Below are 20,098 nucleotides of genomic sequence, written 5' to 3'. Positions count from 1 at the left end.
TTCAGGCTGTTAAGCTTTAGACCAGCAGACCATTTTACGTGGTATAAATCTTGTTAGAGCAAGGCGCTTTACCGCGACGTTTAGTGTACTAAACGAGTGGTGAAGCAACGCAGCTATCACAGATTTAGGCCCGTAAAATTTACATCATGCCGCCCATACCGCCCATACCACCCATTCCACCCATGCCGCCCATATCGCCGGCACCAGCTTCTTGTGGAACTTCACCTACCATAGCTTCGGTAGTGATCATCAGACCTGCGATAGATGACGCGAACTGTAGGGCGCTACGAGTCACTTTAGTTGGGTCAAGGATACCCATCTCTAGCATGTCACCGTATACGTCGCTACCAGCGTTGTAACCATAGTTACCAGAGCCGTTCTTCACGTTGTTCGCTACCACTGAGGCTTCTTCACCCGCGTTGGTTGCGATTTGACGTAGAGGCGCTTCCATGGCGCGCAGTGCGATAGTCACACCGTGCTTCTGGTCTTCGTTAGCCACTTCAACTTCGCCGATCTTAGAGGCAACGCGGATCAGGGCAACACCACCACCAGCAACCACACCTTCTTCAACGGCGGCGCGAGTCGCGTGTAGCGCATCTTCTACGCGAGCCTTCTTCTCTTTCATTTCAACTTCGGTAGCCGCACCAACTTTGATCACTGCAACACCGCCGGCTAGCTTAGCCATACGCTCTTGTAGCTTCTCTCTGTCGTAGTCAGAAGTAGATTCTTCTGCCTGGATCTTGATCTGGGCAACACGGGCAGAGATCTGCTCTTGCTCACCATTACCGTCGATGATGGTAGTGTCATCTTTGGTGATCACAACGCGCTTAGCTGTACCTAGGTCTTCCAGAGTCGCTTTTTCAAGCTCTAGACCGATCTCTTCGGCAATCACAGTACCGCCAGTCAGGATAGCGATATCTTGTAGCATCGCCTTACGACGGTCACCGAAACCTGGTGCCTTAACCGCAGCAACTTTAACGATACCGCGCATGTTGTTCACAACCAGAGTCGCTAAGGCTTCGCCTTCAACGTCTTCGGCGATGATCATCAGTGGCTTACCCGTTTTCGCCAGACCTTCAAGGATTGGCAGTAGCTCACGGATGTTAGAAATTTTCTTGTCAACCAATAGGATGTATGGGTTTTCAAGTTCAACGCTGCCAGTTTCTGGCTTGTTGATGAAGTATGGAGACAAGTAACCGCGGTCGAACTGCATACCTTCAACCACGTCCAGCTCGTTCTCTAGCGCTTGACCTTCTTCAACGGTGATCACGCCTTCTTTACCGACTTTTTCCATCGCAGTTGCGATGATTTCACCGATTGACTCGTCAGAGTTAGCAGAGATAGTACCTACCTGAGCAATCGCCTTAGTGTCGCTACACTCTTGAGACAGGGTCTTCAGCTCGGCAACAGCAGCAACAACCGCCTTGTCGATACCACGCTTAAGATCCATTGGGTTCATGCCAGCGGCAACGGCTTTCAGACCTTCGGTCACGATAGCTTGCGCCAGTACGGTAGCGGTAGTAGTACCGTCACCAGCAGCGTCGTTGGCTTTAGAAGCAACTTCTTTCACCATTTGGGCGCCCATGTTTTCGAACTTGTCTTCTAGTTCGATCTCTTTAGCAACCGATACACCATCTTTGGTGATCAGTGGTGCGCCGAAGCTCTTGTCTAGCACTACGTTACGGCCTTTAGGGCCCAGGGTGACTTTAACTGCGTTAGCCAGTACGTTTACGCCCGCAAGCATTTTTACGCGAGCATCATTACCAAATAAAACTTCTTTAGCTGCCATGTTCTGTATCCTTTAATAAAATTCTGGTTTAAACGGGATAGTAAGTAACTTAGTGGTTTATTCCACTACAGCCATTAAATCTGATTCAGAAAGGATCAAGACCTCTTCACCGTCGATCTTCTCTTTCTTGACGCCATAACCTTCGTTGAAGATCACTATGTCACCCACTTTTACGTCGAGTGGCTGCACAGTACCATTTTCAAGAATTCGGCCATTGCCTACAGCAAGAACTTCACCGCGAGTTGACTGCTCGGCTGCACTACCTGTGAGTACGATGCCACCGGCTGATTTTGATTCAACTTCAGAACGCTTAACAATGACGCGGTCATGTAATGGACGAATATTCATCTACGGACTCTCCTAATGATTTTTTTGCCCAACAAACGTTGGCGGTTTATCAAAATAAAGTGCGGCGACATACCTTTCGCCGCGGGATGTTCGATATATGGGGATGGGGTTGATGAGATCCAAGGGCTTTACAAAAAAAATCTGATTTTTTTTAACTGGGTTTTATAAAACATCAGCCATTCCTGATAGAATTGCCCTCCTTCTGTTACCAAGGCAATCCACTTAAATGAGAGACAGACACGGGCTGCTCAGCCAGCCAATCGGTCGTGTACTGCTAAATATGAGCCTCCCGAACCTGATTGGTATTCTCACCATTCTTGGGTTCAGCCTTATAGACACCTTTTTTATCAGTCAGCTAGGCACTGAAGCCCTGGCGGCTATTAGTTTTACCTTTCCGGTCACCCTGATTGTCTCCAGTATTGCCATCGGCATAGGCGCTGGGGTATCGACCAACTTGGGCCGCCTTATCGGCAGTGGTAACAGCCCCAAGGCCAGAATCTTTTTGCACGATGCCTTGCTGATCACCTTCTGGCTGATCGCCGCTATCTCCTTGCTGGGCAGCCTGTTTATAGACCCGCTGTTTACTCTGCTGGGTGCCAACGACTCCAGCCTGCCGCTGATCCACGACTATATGTTTCTCTGGTATCTGGGGGCGCCGCTGCTGGTGCTGCTGATGGTGGGCAACCAGGGGCTGCGCGCCACCGGCGATACCAAGTCACCGGCCAAGATCATGGCGCTGGCGTCTCTAATCAATCTGGTGCTCGACCCACTGCTGATCTTTGGTCTGGGCCCCTTCCCACGACTGGAGATTCAGGGCGCGGCCATCGCCACGCTGATCTCTTGGGTCGTGGCGCTGTCATTGTCGGGTTACCTGTTGATCATCAAGCGTAACCTAGTGGATTTTGCCGAGTTTAATTTAGAGCGCATTCGTTGTAACTGGCGCCAGCTGGCCCATATCGCCCAGCCTGCGGCGCTGATGAACCTGCTCAACCCTGTGGCCAATGCCATCATCATGGCCATGCTGGCCCGCATCGACCACAGTGCGGTGGCGGCCTTTGGTGCCGGTACCCGTCTGGAGTCTGTGTTGCTGATCGCCGTGATGGCGCTCTCCTCCAGCTTGGTGCCCTTTATCGCCCAAAATCTGGGTGCAGGACAGACACAGCGCGCCCGCGAGGCCCTGATGCTATCGCTGCGTTTCGTGCTGATATTTCAGACGCTCATCTACCTGCCGCTGGCACTCATGGCGACGCCTATCGCCCAGCTGTTCAGTAAAGATCCTCAGGTGATCGAGTGGCTCAGCTTCTACATCATCGCCCTGCCCGCCGCCTATGGGCCGCTGGGAATGGTGATCCTCACCGCCACCTCACTCAACGCCTATCACAGGCCGATGAGTTCACTGGTGCTTAACCTCTGCCGCCTGTTTCTGCTCTTGCTGCCGCTGGCCGCGCTGGGCTCCTATCTAGGCGGGGTGAAGGGACTGCTGCTGGCACTGCCTATTACCAATGCCGTGATGGGTATCGCCTGTTATATCCTGGCCAGTCGTATCACAGAGCCCAACACCACGCCCAAGCATGTCGAGATCTATAAGCGTTAGCAAAAGATAAAGGGCGTTTAGGCTGAGCCTTGACGGCGAGCGCCGTTAAATTAACGGCTTAATCGCCCCCTTGGTTCTGGCTTCGCGATCGCAGGCGCCGTTTTGAATACACTCCTCTAACGCCCTCATCATATGGTCGATAAAACGTTGGCTGGCGAGACTGATAAAACGCCGTGAGGGATAGACGAGGAAGCACTTGCCCTCATAGGGTTCTATCTCTTTGAATAACATCACCAACTTACCGTTTTCCACATATTCTTGCGCTATCGGCAGTGGCATCATGGCAATGCCGCGTCCCATCAGGGTCGCTTCTAAGCAGGTGCCCAGGCTATTGACACACAGGTTACCTTTTACCGAGATAATTCTGTCTTTTCCAAAGGGTACTTCGTTGAAGATCCTGCCGTTGGGGTAACGAAACAAAATGGAGTTATGCCCGTCCAACTCTTCAGGCGTCGTAGGCGTACCTGCCCGCGCCAGATACTCAGGACTGGCAAAGAAGTGCACGGTTTCGCTGATGACATGCCGCGCCACCATCTCATTTTCGTTGAAGGCATCTTCGAGCATAAAGGCCAAGTCGATATTGTTGCGGATCATATCTTTAGGCTCGGAACTGACAATGATCTCCACCGTCAGCTCAGGATTGAGATCCATAAACTCAAATATCGCATGGGTGATATGCAATATTTCCGGAATGGGAAAGATCAAGATACGTAAATGGCCGGTGACCGCCGCTTCCTGCCCCGATAGCTCGGAGAAGGTTTGCTCCAAGGTGGCCAGCAAAGGGGTGGTTTTATTATAGAAATGACTGCCTGAGGCGGTAAGGGTCATGGCCCGACTCTGGCGGTGAAACAGCTTGACACTCAGCTCATCCTCCAGCGCCTGCAGCCGTCGACTCAGGGTCGATTTAGGCACATTGAGAATATCGGCGGCCTCAACCAGACTGCCGGTCTCAACGATGCGGTGGAACAAGGCAATATCTTCGGTTTTCATGGCTTTCTCACTCGCTTAACAATAGGGCTCACTCCCAGCTCACTATTACTTTGCCCACACTCATAGGCGTAAATCAAGCCAATTTAGTTTCATTTTTTGGAACCTAAGGTTCCATTTAATTCCATTTTACTAAGAGTAACCCACTGTTATCTTTATCCGCCTATGGGATACAACTTGTCACAAATAATGGAGTTTACGATATGAAACACCTGACAACCGCATCATCACTACTCGTATTAACTCTAGTTCTTGCCGGTTGCACTACAGAATCTGCCGAGATCACTCCAGAGAGTGTTCGCCCAGTTAAGCTGCTTGAGATCACCGAGTTAAACCAAAACTCATTACGCCGCTTTCCTGCAAAAGTGGCCGCCACTAAGCAGGCCGAACTGTCGTTTCGATTATCGGGTCAACTGGTAGAGTTCACTCTGGTAGAAGGTCAGCAGGTCACTCAAGGGCAAGGGCTTGCGCGTCTCGATGACAGAGATGCCCGCAACAACCTGCTCAATCGCGAAGCAGACCATGAGCTGGCCGTTGCCGACTTTAAACGTAAGGGCGAACTCCTGCGCCGTGAGCTGATCTCCCAGGCCGAATACGATCTGGCTAAAGCACAACTTAAATCTGCCGCCGCCAATCTGGCTAACGCCCAGGATCAGCTGAGTTACACTGTGATCAAGGCGCCCTACGACGGCACCATTGCTAAGACACAGATAGAGAATCATCAGATAGTGCAGGCCAATCAGCCTATCCTGCTGCTGCAAAAAGATAGCTTTATCGACGTGGTGATTCAGGTGCCAGAATCACTGGCCAGTCGCGTCACCTCGTTTAACCCTAACTCACCGTCGCTGCCCATGGTGAGCTTTAGCAACCAGCCCGATAAAGCATATGCCGCCCGCCTGAAAGAGTTTGCCACGCAGGTCACCCCCGGCACGCAAAGTTATGAAGTGGTATTTACCTTGCCAGTCCCCAGCGACATCAAGGTGCTGCCAGGCATGAGCGCCCAACTCACATTAGATATCACCCAAGCGAATGAGCACAAGGCGAGCGCCGTGGTGCCTGCCAGCGCCGTGGTTAAGCGTGATCAGGATGGTAAGAGTATTGTGTGGACCTATGATCTGGGAACAGGCTCAGTATCATCTCGCGAAGTCAGCCTGGGTAAGGTGACCAGTGAAGGCATAGAGATCCTCCACGGTATCGGTCTTGGCGATCGCGTCGTGGTGGCCGGAGTGCAGCAACTTAAAGAGGCGCAGCAAGTGAAGCCACTTCGCTGGCAACGAGGTGTATAACCGATGAATTTTGCCGAGTACTCCATCACTCATAAAGTCGTTAGCTGGATGTTTGCCTTGCTATTGCTGATTGGCGGTAGCATCTCATTTTTTAGTCTGGGCCAACTCGAATTTCCCGAATTTACCATTAAGCAGGCGTTGGTCGTCACCGCCTACCCTGGCGCGTCACCTCGGCAGGTCGAAGAGGAGGTCACCCTGCCGCTGGAAGACGCCCTACAGCAACTCGATGGCGTAAAACATATCACCTCAATCAACAGCGCCGGTTTGTCGCAGATAGAGATCGAGATGAACGACAACTTCGATGCCACCGAACTCCCACAGGTTTGGGACGAGGTGAGACGTAAGGTTGGCGATATCACAGGAACACTGCCTCCCGGCGCCATGACGCCATCGGTGATCGATGACTTTGGCGATGTCTATGGCATCTTGCTCAACCTCACGGGTGATGGCTACAGCGAGCGCGAGCTGCAAAACTACGCCGACTTCCTACGCCGGGAGCTGGTGCTGGTCGACGGGATTAAACGCGTCAATATCGCCGGTACTGTCGAAGAGCAAGTCGTGGTTGAAATTTCGACCCAGAAGATCAACGCCCTGGGACTCAACCAAGATTATATTTACGGTTTGATCAGCAGCCGCAACGTGGTGTCGAACGCCGGCAGCATCAAGGTGGGCGACAATCGCATCCGTATTCATCCCACGGGAGAATTTGATGATGTCAGCCAGCTCAACCACCTGATTGTCAGCGCGCCTGGCGATACTAAGCTCATCTACCTGGGCGATATCGCCAAAGTGTATAAGGCGGTCACCGAGACGCCAGAGAACCTGTATCACAGCGGCGGCAAGCATGCGCTTTCTATCGGTATCGCCTTCTCCAGCGGCGTCAATGTGGTGAATGTGGGTGAAGCCGTCAACCTTAAAATGGCTGAACTCAACAGCGAACTGCCGGTGGGGATGACGCTGACGACGGTTTACGATCAGAGCAAGATGGTAGATCAGACCATACAGGGCTTTTTGATCAACCTGGCGGAATCGATTGCGATAGTGATAGGTGTGCTGCTGATCTTCATGGGGCTACGCTCTGGCCTGTTGATGGGATTGGTGCTGCTACTGACCATTCTGGGTACCTTTATCATGATGAAGGTGCTCAATATCGAGCTGCAGATCATCTCACTGGGGGCGCTGATCATCGCCCTGGGGATGTTGGTGGATAATGCCATCGTGGTCACTGAGGGGATGTTGATCGGCCTGAAGCGGGGTCAATCTAGGTTAGAGACAGCTAAGCAGGTAATTCAGCAGACTCAGTGGCCACTGCTGGGCGCGACTGTGATTGCCATTATCGCCTTCGCCCCCATAGGCCTGTCTGACAATGCCACCGGCGAGTTTTGTATCTCACTGTTCCTAGTGCTGTTGATCTCTCTGTTTATCAGCTGGATCACCGCCATGACACTCACCCCCTTCTTCTGCAACATCATGTTTAAAGATGGCTCGCAGCCAGAAGAGGCAGAGCAAGATCCCTACCAAGGTTGGCTGTTTCAGCTTTACCGCACCACGCTGAGTCTGGCGATGCGTTTTCGCGCCCTGACGCTACTCGTGGTGATCGCGGCACTGGTGAGCGCCGTGATGGGGTTTAGTCAGGTGAAAAACGTGTTTTTCCCCGCCTCAAACACGCCGATGTTTTTCGTTGATGTGTGGATGCCTGAAGGCTCTGACATCAAGGCTACCGAGGCACTGCTTGGACGTATCGAACAGGATCTGCTTGCTCAGCAACAGCAGACTGACGCGGGTCTGGTGAATATCACCAGCGTGGTTGGCCAAGGGGCCCAGCGTTTCGTATTGCCCTATGTACCAGAGAAAGGTTACAAGTCTTACGGCCAGCTATTGATTGAGATGACAGATCTGGAATCATTGAACCTTTATATGCGTAGGCTGGAACAGGATCTGGTGCAGCACTACCCAGAGGCCGAGTACCGCTTTAAGTATATGGAGAACGGCCCTAGCCCTGCCGCCAAAATTGAGGCGCGTTTCTATGGTGAAGACCCGGCGGTATTGAGACAGCTGGCACAGCAGGCGAGCGATATCCTCAGGGAGGAACCTACGGCCACCAGCGTGCGTCATAACTGGCGCAATCAGGTGACCCTGATCCGCCCACAACTGGCCTTAGCCCAGGCGCGCGAAACCGGTATCAGCAAGCAAGACTTAGACAATGCACTGCTGACTAACTTCAGCGGTAAGCAGGTAGGTATCTATCGCGACAATAGTCATCTGCTGCCGATAATCGCCCGCGCCCCCGCCGATGAACGACTCAATGCCGACAGCATCTCTGCGCTGCAAATATGGAGCGCCGACAACCAGGTATTTGTGCCTATCACACAAGTGGTCAGCGACTTCGTCACCGAGTGGGAAGATCCATTGATCATCCGCCGCGATCGCAAACGTGTGGTATCGGTACTGGCCGATCCCGTCAATGGCACGGACGAGACTGCCGATTCGGTATTTAGAAAGGTGCGGCCAAAAATCGAGGCTATCCCCTTACCCAGTGGCTACCAGTTGGAATGGGGCGGCGAATATGAAACCTCGCTAGAGGCGCAAGAGTCGGTATTCAGTTCGATTCCGCTGGGGTATCTGGCCATGTTCCTCATTACTGTGCTCTTGTTTAACTCGGTCAGGCAGCCGCTGGTGATCTGGTTTACCGTGCCGCTGGCGCTGATCGGTGTGGTCTCTGGCCTATTGTTATTCGATGCACCCTTTAGCTTTATGGCATTGCTCGGGCTATTGAGCCTGACGGGGATGATCATCAAGAACGGCATAGTCCTGGTGGATCAGATAAACCTGGAGCTAAGCCAAGGCAAAGCGGAATACCAGGCGGTATTTGACTCGGCCGTGAGTCGCGTTCGGCCAGTATTGATGGCGGCAATCACCACCATGCTGGGGATGATCCCGCTATTGTCTGACGCTTTCTTTGGCTCAATGGCGATCACCATCATCTTCGGACTCGGCTTTGCATCTGTGCTCACCCTCTTGGTATTGCCGGTAACCTATACCTTAGTGTTCGGCATCAAGGTGCCTAAGCCAGCTTAAGTAGCCTCCCCCTAACGCTTCCCGGCGTGCCCGGCTCTTCGGAGCTGGGCTTTTTCTTTGCGGCAAGTCAGCTTTACAGACAAGCGAGCGCCAACATAGTCCTAGGGAAGGTGCGAATAAGTCCCGTGCTTGCTCTGCGTGTGCTTAAAGTGGATAGATGCAAGGCACAGTTTGCAGCGAATGGCCCTAGTCCTTCGCAAGAACTGTAACGCAGCAAATACCGCTGTAAGCCTCGCCCTGCGGGGCTTTGATAGCAACACCATTTCGGCATTATTCAACTTCAGCAGGCCTCGGCATGCCCTCAGTTGAATGCCTTGAACTGTCGCTGCGATCAAAGCCAGAGCTGTGCGACGACTTGTTCTCACCTTCCCTAGCATAGGATCTGGGTGCTTTTGTGTTCACGGGACTATACTTAAACCGTACATAATACAAGGTTATTGGAGGATACTATGTATGCTCATCACTCCATCGACTGGCGCCTGTTGCTTGTAGCGGCATTGGCCGTAACGGCGCTGCCGGGCTGTGAGCGGCCGGTGAGCTTCTCATCTGAAGTACAGCCCATATTAACCGCCTCCTGTGTCAGCTGTCATTCAGGCTCAGGTGAAGGCATGTCACGCACTCATTTGGCACTGGATAGCTATCAAGGTGTCATGCGCGGAACTCAGCTGGGCGCAGTCGTGGTCCCCGGCAGTGCCGCATCCAGCACACTTTACTTAGCGATAGACCACAAGGTCGACAGCAAGATCCAGATGCCACCGCACCACAATGATAAATTTGCGCAAGGCGAAGGAAAGCCACTTAGCAGCGAGCAGATCGCCACTATCAAACGTTGGATAGATGAAGGCGCTAAACAGAACTAGCCTTTCTACCTGCTAACCACCGCCACAAGGCGGTGGCTTTTTATCTAGGGCCTGTTGGCCTTCCTTGTTTATTTTTTCAGCAACCTATCTCATTTAAACAATAAAGTGCCGGAGTGATCTGGTGATTCTGCGCAGACTAACGGTAAGGGATGAGAGCAGGCCTACAGGCGCTGTATAACGGGGATTATCTAAATACCTTGAGATTGAACAAAAATTACCCCCGCAAGATAAACAGATACTAAAGACCTGTTATTATCAAACGCATCCTTAAGATATCTCCTAGGAAACTCTGATGCGTTACCCGTTTAGTTTGGCCCTGCTGATTGCATTTCTGCTGACCGGCTGCGCCGATAGCCCTGGGCTATCCGAGGAAGAATCCCAAGCGCAAAGCCAAGCGCAAACAGAGCAACAAGAATTGGGGGTCATGGTGCAGGCACTACAGCAGGCAATCGCGACGCCATCTGCCGAGCATCTTGAGGTGATCGCCCGCTACGGCACGGATTCACGCTATTATGTGATGATTCGCGGCTGGCTGGTGCAACAACTTAGCGGCCTAGAGAGTCAACTGGCAGCCCATGGCGACCAGGCCCCCGAGGCGCTGCGTGCTCAGGCCGAGCACCTAAAGGCGGCGATTAGGCGAATTGACTTGGAATAATGCAGAATATAACCACTTGGCCCAAAGCGAATATTATGAATAAAGCTATCACCGCCGCCCTTATGTCGGCTTTCATCTGCCCAGGTTCGGGCCACTTCTACCTTAAGCGTTACAACACGGGCACCCTGCTCTCCTGCATTAGCTTGGGCGGGCTGGTCTATCTCTTGTATCAGGCGGTTAATCGCGCGCAGGCGGTGTCAGATAAGATACTGTCGGGAGAGGTGCCACTGGAATTTAACGCCATCTATGCGGCGATAAGCCAGGTGCCCCAAGGCAGCGAGGCCTTTTGGGTCGATGTCGCCACCTGGGCCTTTATCTTAGGCTGGTTGGTGGGGATCATTGACGCCTACCGTCAGGGCAAAAAGCTGATGCTGCAAGAAGCGAGCACGACTGCACAAGAGTAGGCCGCATACTACCGCCCTGGTCAAACGCCCATAAAAAAAGGAGCCTGGTCGGCTCCTTCGCAATAGGGTGATATTCAGCTCTGTTTTCTTGCCGCTTCTGTCTTAGAAAAATCATGCTGAGTCGATCTCGGCTCATCCATCACCAAATCGCTCGGTGGATTATCGGCAAAACGATACTCACTCTTGGCTGCGGTCGTCTTGGAAAAATCATGACGACTGCTCGAGTACGGCAGATCTTTATGCTGAGCGACGGGATTGTTGGCAAAAACGTAATCGGCTCTTGCTGCAGCGGTCTTGGAGAAATCGGGTCTCTCGGCAAGCGCCTGGGTTGTAAACAGTAAAGAGGCTAAAGCTAAGGTCGTGCTGGCTAACAACTTCATTATGTACTCCAATCTTTTTATGACCACAATTAGCTAACAAAGATACTAACCCAAATGTCACATTTTTTGAACAAGATCACAGTAAAGCATGCAAATTGTTACACTTTTTGCATGGTCAGTATTTCGCTCCTAAATTTGTTATTAATTCGATTTGCCGGGTCATATCTGAATCTCGGCCGACTCTCGGTCATGGGTTGCGGATACCCCTTAGCCACGAGCTAAGCAGATAAGGAAATAGACCTGTCGCACCTGATCAAACTGGCGAGCCCGGAGGCTGCGATCGACTTTGGCTACCAACACGGGTTTGCCCCTATCCATTAAAAACCTACAAGTTGAACTCAATGCCGTGAGCCTTTGCAAAGGCTGCATCAATCCAGTCGCGAAGAGCAGACCACCCGCCACTTTCTCGACTCACCACAGCGCCTCTCGCACAGCGCCTTTAGCACAGCGAGTTTTCAATACTCTCGCCAATATTTTTATACTCTTACCCATAAAAAAGCCCCGCTTAGCGGGGCATTTTATGACTAGATAGGCGAGCCCGGCGGCATGGCCAGCGGCTTGTCCATCAGCTTAAACTTAGCGTCTTTAAGCCCCTTCTCTATCCCCTCAAGCAACCATTGATAATGGGCCGACTCATAATCGCTGCTGCGTTTCACCAGACGACTGAGCTGCTTCTCGGCAAAGGCCAAGCGGCCCGCCAGCTGCGCCTTCACCTCTGGCGAGCTTGCCTGGTCATGATAACTGGCCAGCAGGGTGTCGAGCACCACGGCATTCACCCGCATCCACACCCCTTGTGAGGCCCAAGTCGGCGCATCGGCAAACAGCGTCTTGCCCAGCAGCTTGTTCACCAGAGTCACCACAGACAGCTGTCCCTTGTCGGCGAAATAGCCCTGATTGACACGATTCAGCCGGCTTGGGCGCAGCAGCTGCTGACAGGTGTGACGACTAAGCACCTCGGCCATACCGAGTGGATCTATGACTACGCCGGTGGCACCATCGAAACTCTCTCGCGTGGCGCGGTAGTTACCCGATTTAGGCACTAAGGCATCGATCACCTTGGGCGGCAGCACCAAGGCATCGGCGTCCAATCCTTGTAGCAGGGTTTCTAAGGCATTTTTTTGCAACTCGGGCGCCATATAGTGCCAGGTGCGTCCCCCTTCCTGCATGGAGTAACTGTAATCTGTACCGCCGATAAACTTGGCGGCGGCGGTTATCTGATAGCGGGTCAACAGATAGATGGGAACCAAGGCATCGCGCAGCTCACCATAGGGCTGCTCGCTCAGCAGCGCCGAATCACTAAAGTCATTGATAGCCGCCTCGCGCACCTTAGCCAGGCGACTCAGCTCGGCCACGGGATCCTTGCCATTGTCCCACAGGCTGGCGTAGGCCTGGCTGGCATCTGCGCTACGTGAGTCGGCCTCGCCGATATAACGCAGCCCCTGACGCTCGACTGCCTGCATCAGCTCGGTGAGTTTGGCCTGTTGATCTGCCGGGCTAAACTGACCATAACCATAGGCAATGGTGAACTTATCCCAGGCGCCAATGCCTTCATCGTAAGGTGCGGAGATATCTATCTTGTCGCCCTTGAGTGTCGCCTTAGGGTGAGGGTAATCCATCACAGAGGCGTTATCGTTACTTGAGGCAGCAAAGTTATGATCCAGCCCCAGGGTATGACCCACCTCATGAGCCGACAACTGACGAATTCGCGCCAGGGCCAACTCGGTGACCGCCTGCTCTGCGGCGTCTCTGTCGTCCCAACCTGCGGTAAGGCCGCGGGCGATCAGATGATCCTGCCTAACACGCTGACTGCCCAGGGTTACATGCCCCTTGATGATCTCACCTGTGCGCGGATCGGCGATGGCGCTGCCGTAAGACCAACCACGTGTCGCCCTATGCACCCACTGGATCACGTTGTAGCGAATATCCTGAGGATCGGCATCTTCCGGTAATAGCTCCACCTTAAAGCCGTTGATAAAGCCCGCCTCGTTGAAGGCGGTTTCCCACCAGCGAGCCCCTTCTAATAGGGCGCTGCGAATAGGCTCAGGCACACCGGGATCCAGATAGTAGATGATAGGTTTGACGACTTCGCTGGGCGCATCACCCGGGGTCACTTTTTGTAAGCGGTGACGCAATAGATGACGCTGCACTATGTCACGGTCGATCTCAGTACCGTAATCCAGATACTCATCAGACAGGTAGCCGCTGTTAGGGTGATAGGCTCTGGGCTGATAGTTATCGTCTGGCAGCGCAACGAAGGAGTAGCGCATCCGCAGTGACAGCGCCTTACCGTCTGGGGTGACTTCTGCCACCTGAGGTCCGGCCTTGGCCCCCTTGAAGGTCAGCAGCACGTCGACATCGCTGTTACGCTCGAAGGACTTTACGCCCTGAGGCAAAATCAGCGAGCTTTCTTTATCCAGTTGATAATGGCCCTGCTTGGTCTGCTCCAGGGTATCTTTGATGCCATGCAGATCATTGAGCACTAGCTCATTGATGGCTACCAGCGCCTGTTTACCGTCAAGCACCTTGCCGCGCCAGAGTACAGATTCGGCGAACGCCTCTTTTACCGCTCGCTGCTCGGCGCCGTTGTCTGTTGTCGCCCGGTAGCGGGTATTAAGCTGTTTGAGAATGAGATAGGGGCCGTGACGCTCAAACTGCACCAAGCGGGTCATCCCTAATTGGCCGCGATCCAGGCCGATATCGTTAGACCCCACACCCTGTGGCAGACTGGTCACCAGCAGAAAAGGTTGATTGAGCCGCGTGGCTTCGAGGTAAAGGTCGCCCGAACTTTGCTGATAAAACAGGTTAATAAAGCCTTTCGCGGCCTGACTGCTCTTAAGCACCTGAGCACTGTTTTCCACCGCGAGTAGGGAAGCGGTCGGCATAAAGGTTAAGGCAAGGGCCAGCGCGAGTGTAGAGGGTCTCATGTTATCTCCTTGCTGAGACTTATGATGGGAGACTTAGTTGTTCAAATATTATGGGTCTCGTGAATATCAACCACTTAGCTTAACAGGTATCAATTCTCGCTCAAGTGCAAATAATTCAGGCACACATTTGCCCTGCCTAGGTTTTGCCTGCGTCAAAACCACCAGCCACAAAAAAGGGGCCTAAGCCCCTTCTCTTCTGTCGCCCTGTCGCTAGTGACGCACTATCCAGTGAGCCAAGGTATCGAACAATTCGTTGAGCACGATAGGCTTAGTGATATGGGCATTCATGCCCGCCGCCAGACTCTTTTCACGATCGCCCGACATGGCATGGGCCGTCATGGCGATCACCGGCAGCTCCTCCTTGGAGTAACGCTTACGCAGCTCTTTGGTTGCCGTCAGACCGTCCATCACAGGCATCTGGATATCCATCAATACCGCGTCGTACTGCTTGGCATCCACCATATCCAGCGCAATCTGACCATTTTCGGCCACATCCACCTCATAACCCGCGCTCTTAAGCAGCTCGGTGGCCACCTGCTGGTTAATAAAGTTATCTTCCACCAACAATATCTGCCCCGAGCCCGTGGCATTGCCCTCTGCGGGCAGCTCCACCGCCGGATTGATCTTCGGCTTGTCGATAAAGGCGGCGATGATCTCGTCAAACAGTGCCGAAGCCTTAAATGGCTTTTGCAGCATGGCGTAGATATCGAGATCGTCCAAGTCTTCCTTGAGCGGCTCGGAGGCGTAGGCGGTCATCATGATGATCACCGGGCGCTTCTCAAGGCGACCGTCGGCCACCATGGCATCGAGCGCTCGAATCACCTCTATGCCATCCATCTCAGGCATCATCCAGTCCAGCAGCAGGAGATCCACCGGCCTGTGTTCCAGTTTATACAGGGCCTCGGCGCCATTGGAGGCGGTATCCACGTCGAAGTGGAAGTCTCGCATGGCGGTCGAGTAGATCTGTAGCGCCGTCGGGTTATCGTCCACCACTAGTGTCTTCAGATTACCTATCACCTCGGGCACGATAAGCGGTTTTACTTCGGCCTCTTCGGCGATCTCGAAGCTGATGGTGAAGCTGAAGGTACTGCCGACCCCCAGCTCACTCTGCACCTGCATAGTGCCGCCCATCATGGACACCAGATGTTTACTGATGGAGAGCCCTAGTCCTGTACCGCCATATTTGCGGGTGGTCGAGCCATCGGCCTGGGCGAAGGCATCGAACAGGCTTTCCTGCTGCTCCTTGCTGATCCCTATGCCGGTATCACGCACCCAGAACTTGAGGGTAATGCGATGATCGCGCTCGCCCACATCTTCACAGCCCAGCTCTATTTCACCGCTCTGGGTAAACTTCACCGCATTGCTGAGCATGTTGATCAACACCTGCCCGAGACGCAGTGGATCCCCTTCGAGGATCAAGCCAGCAGTGACTGGGGCGTAAAGCAGTAATTCGACGCCCTTCTCCTGAGCCTTGAGGGCGTTGAGATCCAGCGCGTGATCCAGCACCTTATCCAGTGGGAAGGCGACTCGCTCAAGCTCCAGCTTACCGGCCTCAATCTTAGAGAAATCGAGAATATCGTTGATGATCCGCAGCAATGATTGCGCCGAGAAACCGGCCTTATCCAGATAATCCGCCTGCTGCGGCGTCAACTGAGTGCGGCTGGCCAGCTGCAACATACCGATAATGGCGTTCATCGGCGTGCGGATCTCATGGCTCATATTGGCCAGGAACTCACTCTTGTAGAGGTTGGCCGATTCGGCGTCCTGCTTGGCTTCCAGCAGCGCCACCTCGTTGCTCTTATGACGGGTAATATCCTTGTGAGTCCCCACCATACGCTTAGGTTGATTGTCAGCGGTAAACTCCACCACACGGCCACGGCTGAGTACCCAGTGATACATGCCGCTCTTACCGCGCATACGGAACTCAATATCATAGGCACCAATAGGATCGGCCAGATACTGCTCACGATACTCCTCGACGCGAATGCGATCATCGGGATGCACCAGATCGTCTATAGTCGACACCAGGGCCGGGAACTCATTGCTCTTATAGCCGAGCATGGTGTAGTAGGCCGGGTTACAGATGATCTGCTCGGAATCCAGATACCAGTCCCACAGGCCATCTTCTACCGCGTCCATCGCCAGATGGTAACGCTCCTCCGACAGCCTGAGCTGCTCGGCGGATTCATATTCACGGGTGACATCACGCCACACGGCGATAAGGCCCAGCAGCTCACCGCGGCGGTTGTAGAAAGGCAGCTTAAGGGTATCGAGTAATACTGGCTTACCGGCCAGCTCGACCTTCTCCTGATACCTGAGTGGCGTGCGTTCGGACAAGACACGCTCATCTTCGGCGCGAATACGCATCGACTGCTCGTTGCTGGTCATCGCCAACGTGTCCTGACCTATCATCTCGCTCTCAGTAAAGCCCAGCATGCGCTCGGCCGACTTGTTACAGCCAAGACATTTACCCTCTTTATCCTTGAAGACAATCGCCTCAGGGATAGAGTCGAGCAGGGAGCGCAGCAAAGCGTATTCCCGCTCTCGTCGCTCTGTGGTCTCTCTCAGTCGTTCGGTGCGCCGCGCCACCAGATTATCCAGGCGGCGGTTCTGCTCGGCCAAGTGCCGTGTATACTGCTGGTTTTCTTCAAATATTCGACTCACCAGCTGGAACCAGGGTTCCCAGCCTTGGGTGATCTTGGCGGGTGGCTTGCGCGGCTCCTGAGAACACCCCTCGAGATGCGACAAGAGGCGAGAAGCTGGGTTAACGAAAGAGCGACGGGTCTGCCAGTGCACTATGGTCACCAGGACCGACAGGGCGATCACCACCAACAGGAAGGTCAGCTCAAGCTTCTCCCAGGAATCTTTGAACAGCTCATTTTCATCTTGCAGATAGAGCAGACGCCAAGGGGCATTTTGCAGGGCCACAGAGTGAATATAGTAGCCGTTGCGCATGATCCCTTCGTGGGCATCGAACAGCTCAGACTCGGGCACAGAGTGAAGCGCCGAGGGGATCTTTTGGCTGATATGGAACACCCGATTGATGTCTGCGGCGTTGATATCGCTATGAGAGAGAATATTGTTTTGCTGATCCAGCAAGATAACCGTGCCCGGCATCTTGAAGTAGAGACGGATCTGCTTATCCAGGGAGGAGAGCGTCATATCCAGGTTAATGGAGCCGATAAACTCATCTTCCAGATAGATGGGCACACCAACTGTCGTCAACAAGCCCTTGCCGTTGGGCTCTACGTAGGCCGGACTCCAGGCCACACTACGCTGAGGGTTCATGGCTGGGGTGACCAGCTGGAACTGCTGCTTCTTCAGCAGTTCATCGCGAAAGCGCTGCTCATCTGAGGGCCAGGGATAGTAAGACATCATCCTGTGCTTGGAGATGTAATAGATAGAGGAGGCCTTGGGGGCCGCCTGTCTGGCGACCGGGAAGGAGAGTGAGAGCTCAAACAGCATCTCCAACTCCTGATAGAACTTGTCGCTGCGACCATTGAGCGACCCCGCCCCAGTAATGCGTCCCATGTTGGTAAAGGGTTTACCGCTCTGGGCATAGCTGGGTTCTAAGGTAAAAAACTGACCGCTTTCATTAAATTTTTCATATTGAGGCAGGCGGTCGGTACGCACTAACTCACCCAGACGCAGGTGATCCACCGCCACATTGCGCAGGCTCTTTACCGCGCGGATGCTGGACTCCAACAACAAGTCGATCTGCAATACATGACGCTCAACCAACTCTTCGCGCTGATCCATCATCTGCGTCTTCTGACGCTCGAAGAAGATCCAGGCCGTCAGCAACGCCATGATGATCACGCCGATATAGGTATAAAAAACCGCGCGATTATAGTTTTTTTGAATCGGAGACTTAAGCTGTAAGTCCGGCTCTGTCGACTTCATTGATTACCTTTGAAAACAAGAGTCTGCCCCAGGACTTTACCTGAGCGGCGCATCATATTCTGCATATAGTATCAGGAAGCCAGCCCAATGGAATACAAAGGGCGACCGCTTTTGCCAGAATGATCTCAGTCCGCCAAAGAGTTAGCTGCAAACACCCCAAAGTATTTCAGCCTTAATCCGCTTGGACCGGCTGCCTAAATTTAGACAAAAGACTCCAAATAAGGAGTCTTTTAGTCTTCACCCACTAGAGGTTTTCCTCGGCAAATTCTGCCAAACGAGAACGCACCACGCCATTAAGGTAGACGTTGGCACTGCCATCGAAGTTTTTAAAACGCTCGACGATATAGGTGAGTCCTGAAGTCACCGCCGTCAAATAGTTAGAGTCGATCTGCGCCAGGTTACCGCTACAGATAAGCTTAGTCCCCTCGCCCATACGGGTGATCATGGTTTTGATCTGAGATGCCGTCAGGTTTTGACACTCATCCAGTAATACCACGGAATTTTGTATCGAGCGGCCGCGCATGAAGTTAATCGATTTAAACTGAATGTTGGCCTTATCCATGATGTAGTTCATGCTGCCGCTTGGGTTAACATCATGTTTATGCAGAACCTCTAAGGTATCGGTAATGGCCGCGAGCCAAGGCGCCATCTTCTCCTCTTCGGTACCGGGCAGGAAGCCGATAGACTCGGCGATCTCAGGTGTATTACGGGTGACGATAACCTTTTCATAGAGACCGCGCTCTACTACCATCTCCAATGCCGCCGCCATCGCCAGTAGCGTCTTACCACAACCTGCGGGACCTGTGAGGATCACCAGATCGATATCCGGATCCAGCAGTGCCTGCAACGCCATCCCCTGATAGATATTCTTAGGTTTAATTCCCCAGGCATCTAAGTTAAGCAGGCGATCTCGGCCGAGATCTAAGATCTCCAGCTCCTGGTCGTTATTGCTCAGCACCCTGCCGCAGAAGTTAGAGTCTTCGTCGATCAGATATTGGTTGGTATAGAAGTTCTCTTCACCCACCTCTTTAACAGGCACTCGGTGCACCGTATGACGGCCTTGTCCCTCGGTATTAACATGTTCTTTGCGCGCCCAGAAATCTCCCTCAAATTGATGGAAGCCCTTGGTTAGAAAACGGATATCATCGATCAGTTGGTCGGTACGATAGTCTTCGACCAGATTAATGCCAGCGCCTTTTGCCTTGAGGCGCATGTTGATGTCTTTAGTGACCAGCACCACGTGGCGCGGGGCAAACTGCTTTTGCAGATGCAGGGCGGTGTTAATGATGCGGTTATCGTTGTTGTCGCCAGGCAGGGATGCCTGTGTAAATTCGAGTTGATGGTCGGGGAAAATTGAGAGGGAACCTATGGCGTCACCGTGTCCTTCACGTTTGGGCAGGAGCACCCCGCTAATAATCTCTTCGGGGGTGGTCTTTCCGCCGAGTATGTCTTCCAATGCTCGAATGGCGACTCGGGCATCTCGGCTAACATCTCGTTTTCTGTCTTTGATCTGGTCCAACTCTTCAAGGACAGTCATGGGGACAACTACATCATGTTCCTTAAACGAATAAATGGCTAAGGGTTCATGCAGTAACACATTGGTATCCAGTACAAACAACTTCTTGTCGTTTTGTTCCATGGCGCCTCCACTTGTGCGTAGGGGATAATATTTTTTAGTCGGGCAAACTCAGTGGGTCATTAGCCTCCTTTTCTATCAGTCTGGTGATGCGCAACAAAGCACATAGGGGTTAAATCCATACTGACACCAAAATCTCACGGCTTCAACGATAAAATTGCCCGACCCAATTCGAGACTGGTGGCCTAAAATGACAATAAGATGACAAGGCGGGCGCAGTGGTTCTGATTGGGTAATTTGTAATCTAATTAGAA

General features: G+C 52.9%; 13 protein-coding genes. 6 read left to right on the top strand and 7 right to left on the bottom strand.

Annotated features, from left to right (window positions below; all coding sequences use genetic code 11):
* Positions 1-139 precede the first annotated feature (139 nt).
* The gene (gene groL / locus L2712_RS14585; RefSeq protein WP_088903719.1) at positions 140-1,789 is read right to left on the bottom strand and encodes a chaperonin GroEL; all 1,650 of its coding nucleotides are present in this window, start codon (positions 1,787-1,789) and stop codon (positions 140-142) included.
* A gap of 57 nt (positions 1,790-1,846) precedes the next feature.
* Positions 1,847-2,137, bottom strand: coding sequence for a co-chaperone GroES (locus L2712_RS14580; protein WP_033539005.1), 291 nt, complete (start codon positions 2,135-2,137; stop codon positions 1,847-1,849).
* 226 nt (positions 2,138-2,363) lie between these two features.
* Here L2712_RS14580 and L2712_RS14575 point away from each other — a divergent pair, with 226 nt between their 5' ends.
* Positions 2,364-3,731: an MATE family efflux transporter gene (locus L2712_RS14575; protein WP_248978194.1), complete on the top strand. Its 1,368-nt coding sequence runs from the start codon at positions 2,364-2,366 to the stop codon at positions 3,729-3,731.
* A 45-nt stretch (positions 3,732-3,776) separates the two neighbouring features.
* Here the strand turns inward: L2712_RS14575 and L2712_RS14570 are convergent, their stop codons facing one another.
* Positions 3,777-4,721 (bottom strand): LysR family transcriptional regulator, encoded by a 945-nt coding sequence (locus L2712_RS14570; RefSeq protein ID WP_248978193.1) that lies wholly within the window; start codon positions 4,719-4,721, stop codon positions 3,777-3,779.
* 200 nt (positions 4,722-4,921) lie between these two features.
* On the opposite strand from L2712_RS14570, the gene L2712_RS14565 reads away from it, so the two are divergent.
* From L2712_RS14565 to L2712_RS14545, 5 genes are all read left to right on the top strand, one after another.
* A complete protein-coding gene (locus L2712_RS14565; protein ID WP_248978192.1) occupies positions 4,922-6,004 on the top strand; it encodes an efflux RND transporter periplasmic adaptor subunit in 1,083 nt (360 codons plus the stop codon).
* Positions 6,005-6,007: 3 nt separating this feature from the next.
* Positions 6,008-9,082: an efflux RND transporter permease subunit gene (locus L2712_RS14560; protein ID WP_248978191.1), complete on the top strand. Its 3,075-nt coding sequence runs from the start codon at positions 6,008-6,010 to the stop codon at positions 9,080-9,082.
* 449 nt (positions 9,083-9,531) lie between these two features.
* Entirely contained in the window at positions 9,532-9,942 is a 411-nt protein-coding gene (locus tag L2712_RS14555; RefSeq protein ID WP_248978190.1) for a c-type cytochrome domain-containing protein, read from the top strand.
* Positions 9,943-10,234: 292 nt separating this feature from the next.
* Entirely contained in the window at positions 10,235-10,597 is a 363-nt protein-coding gene (locus L2712_RS14550) for a hypothetical protein (protein WP_248978189.1), read from the top strand.
* Between the two features lie 35 nt (positions 10,598-10,632).
* Entirely contained in the window at positions 10,633-11,001 is a 369-nt protein-coding gene (locus L2712_RS14545; protein WP_033539121.1) for a DUF6677 family protein, read from the top strand.
* 74 nt (positions 11,002-11,075) lie between these two features.
* Here the strand turns inward: L2712_RS14545 and L2712_RS14540 are convergent, their stop codons facing one another.
* The 4 genes from L2712_RS14540 to L2712_RS14525 form a co-directional block, all read right to left on the bottom strand.
* Complete coding sequence (locus tag L2712_RS14540) at positions 11,076-11,381, bottom strand: hypothetical protein (protein WP_248978188.1); 306 nt, start codon at positions 11,379-11,381, stop codon at positions 11,076-11,078.
* A gap of 524 nt (positions 11,382-11,905) precedes the next feature.
* Positions 11,906-14,305 carry a zinc-dependent metalloprotease gene (locus L2712_RS14535; protein WP_248978187.1) on the bottom strand — a complete coding sequence of 800 codons (2,400 nt, stop codon included), beginning with the start codon at positions 14,303-14,305 and terminating at the stop codon, positions 11,906-11,908.
* Positions 14,306-14,515: 210 nt separating this feature from the next.
* Positions 14,516-18,208 carry a response regulator gene (locus L2712_RS14530; protein ID WP_033539014.1) on the bottom strand — a complete coding sequence of 1,231 codons (3,693 nt, stop codon included), beginning with the start codon at positions 18,206-18,208 and terminating at the stop codon, positions 14,516-14,518.
* A 244-nt stretch (positions 18,209-18,452) separates the two neighbouring features.
* The gene (locus tag L2712_RS14525; protein ID WP_248978186.1) at positions 18,453-19,847 is read right to left on the bottom strand and encodes a PhoH family protein; all 1,395 of its coding nucleotides are present in this window, start codon (positions 19,845-19,847) and stop codon (positions 18,453-18,455) included.
* Positions 19,848-20,098 lie beyond the last annotated feature (251 nt).

Source organism: Shewanella marisflavi (assembly GCF_023283925.1).
Taxonomy (GTDB): Bacteria; Pseudomonadota; Gammaproteobacteria; order Enterobacterales; family Shewanellaceae; genus Shewanella; species Shewanella marisflavi.
The sequence above is the reverse complement of the archived record's forward strand: the minus strand, read 5'-3'. Positions and strand labels throughout refer to the sequence as shown.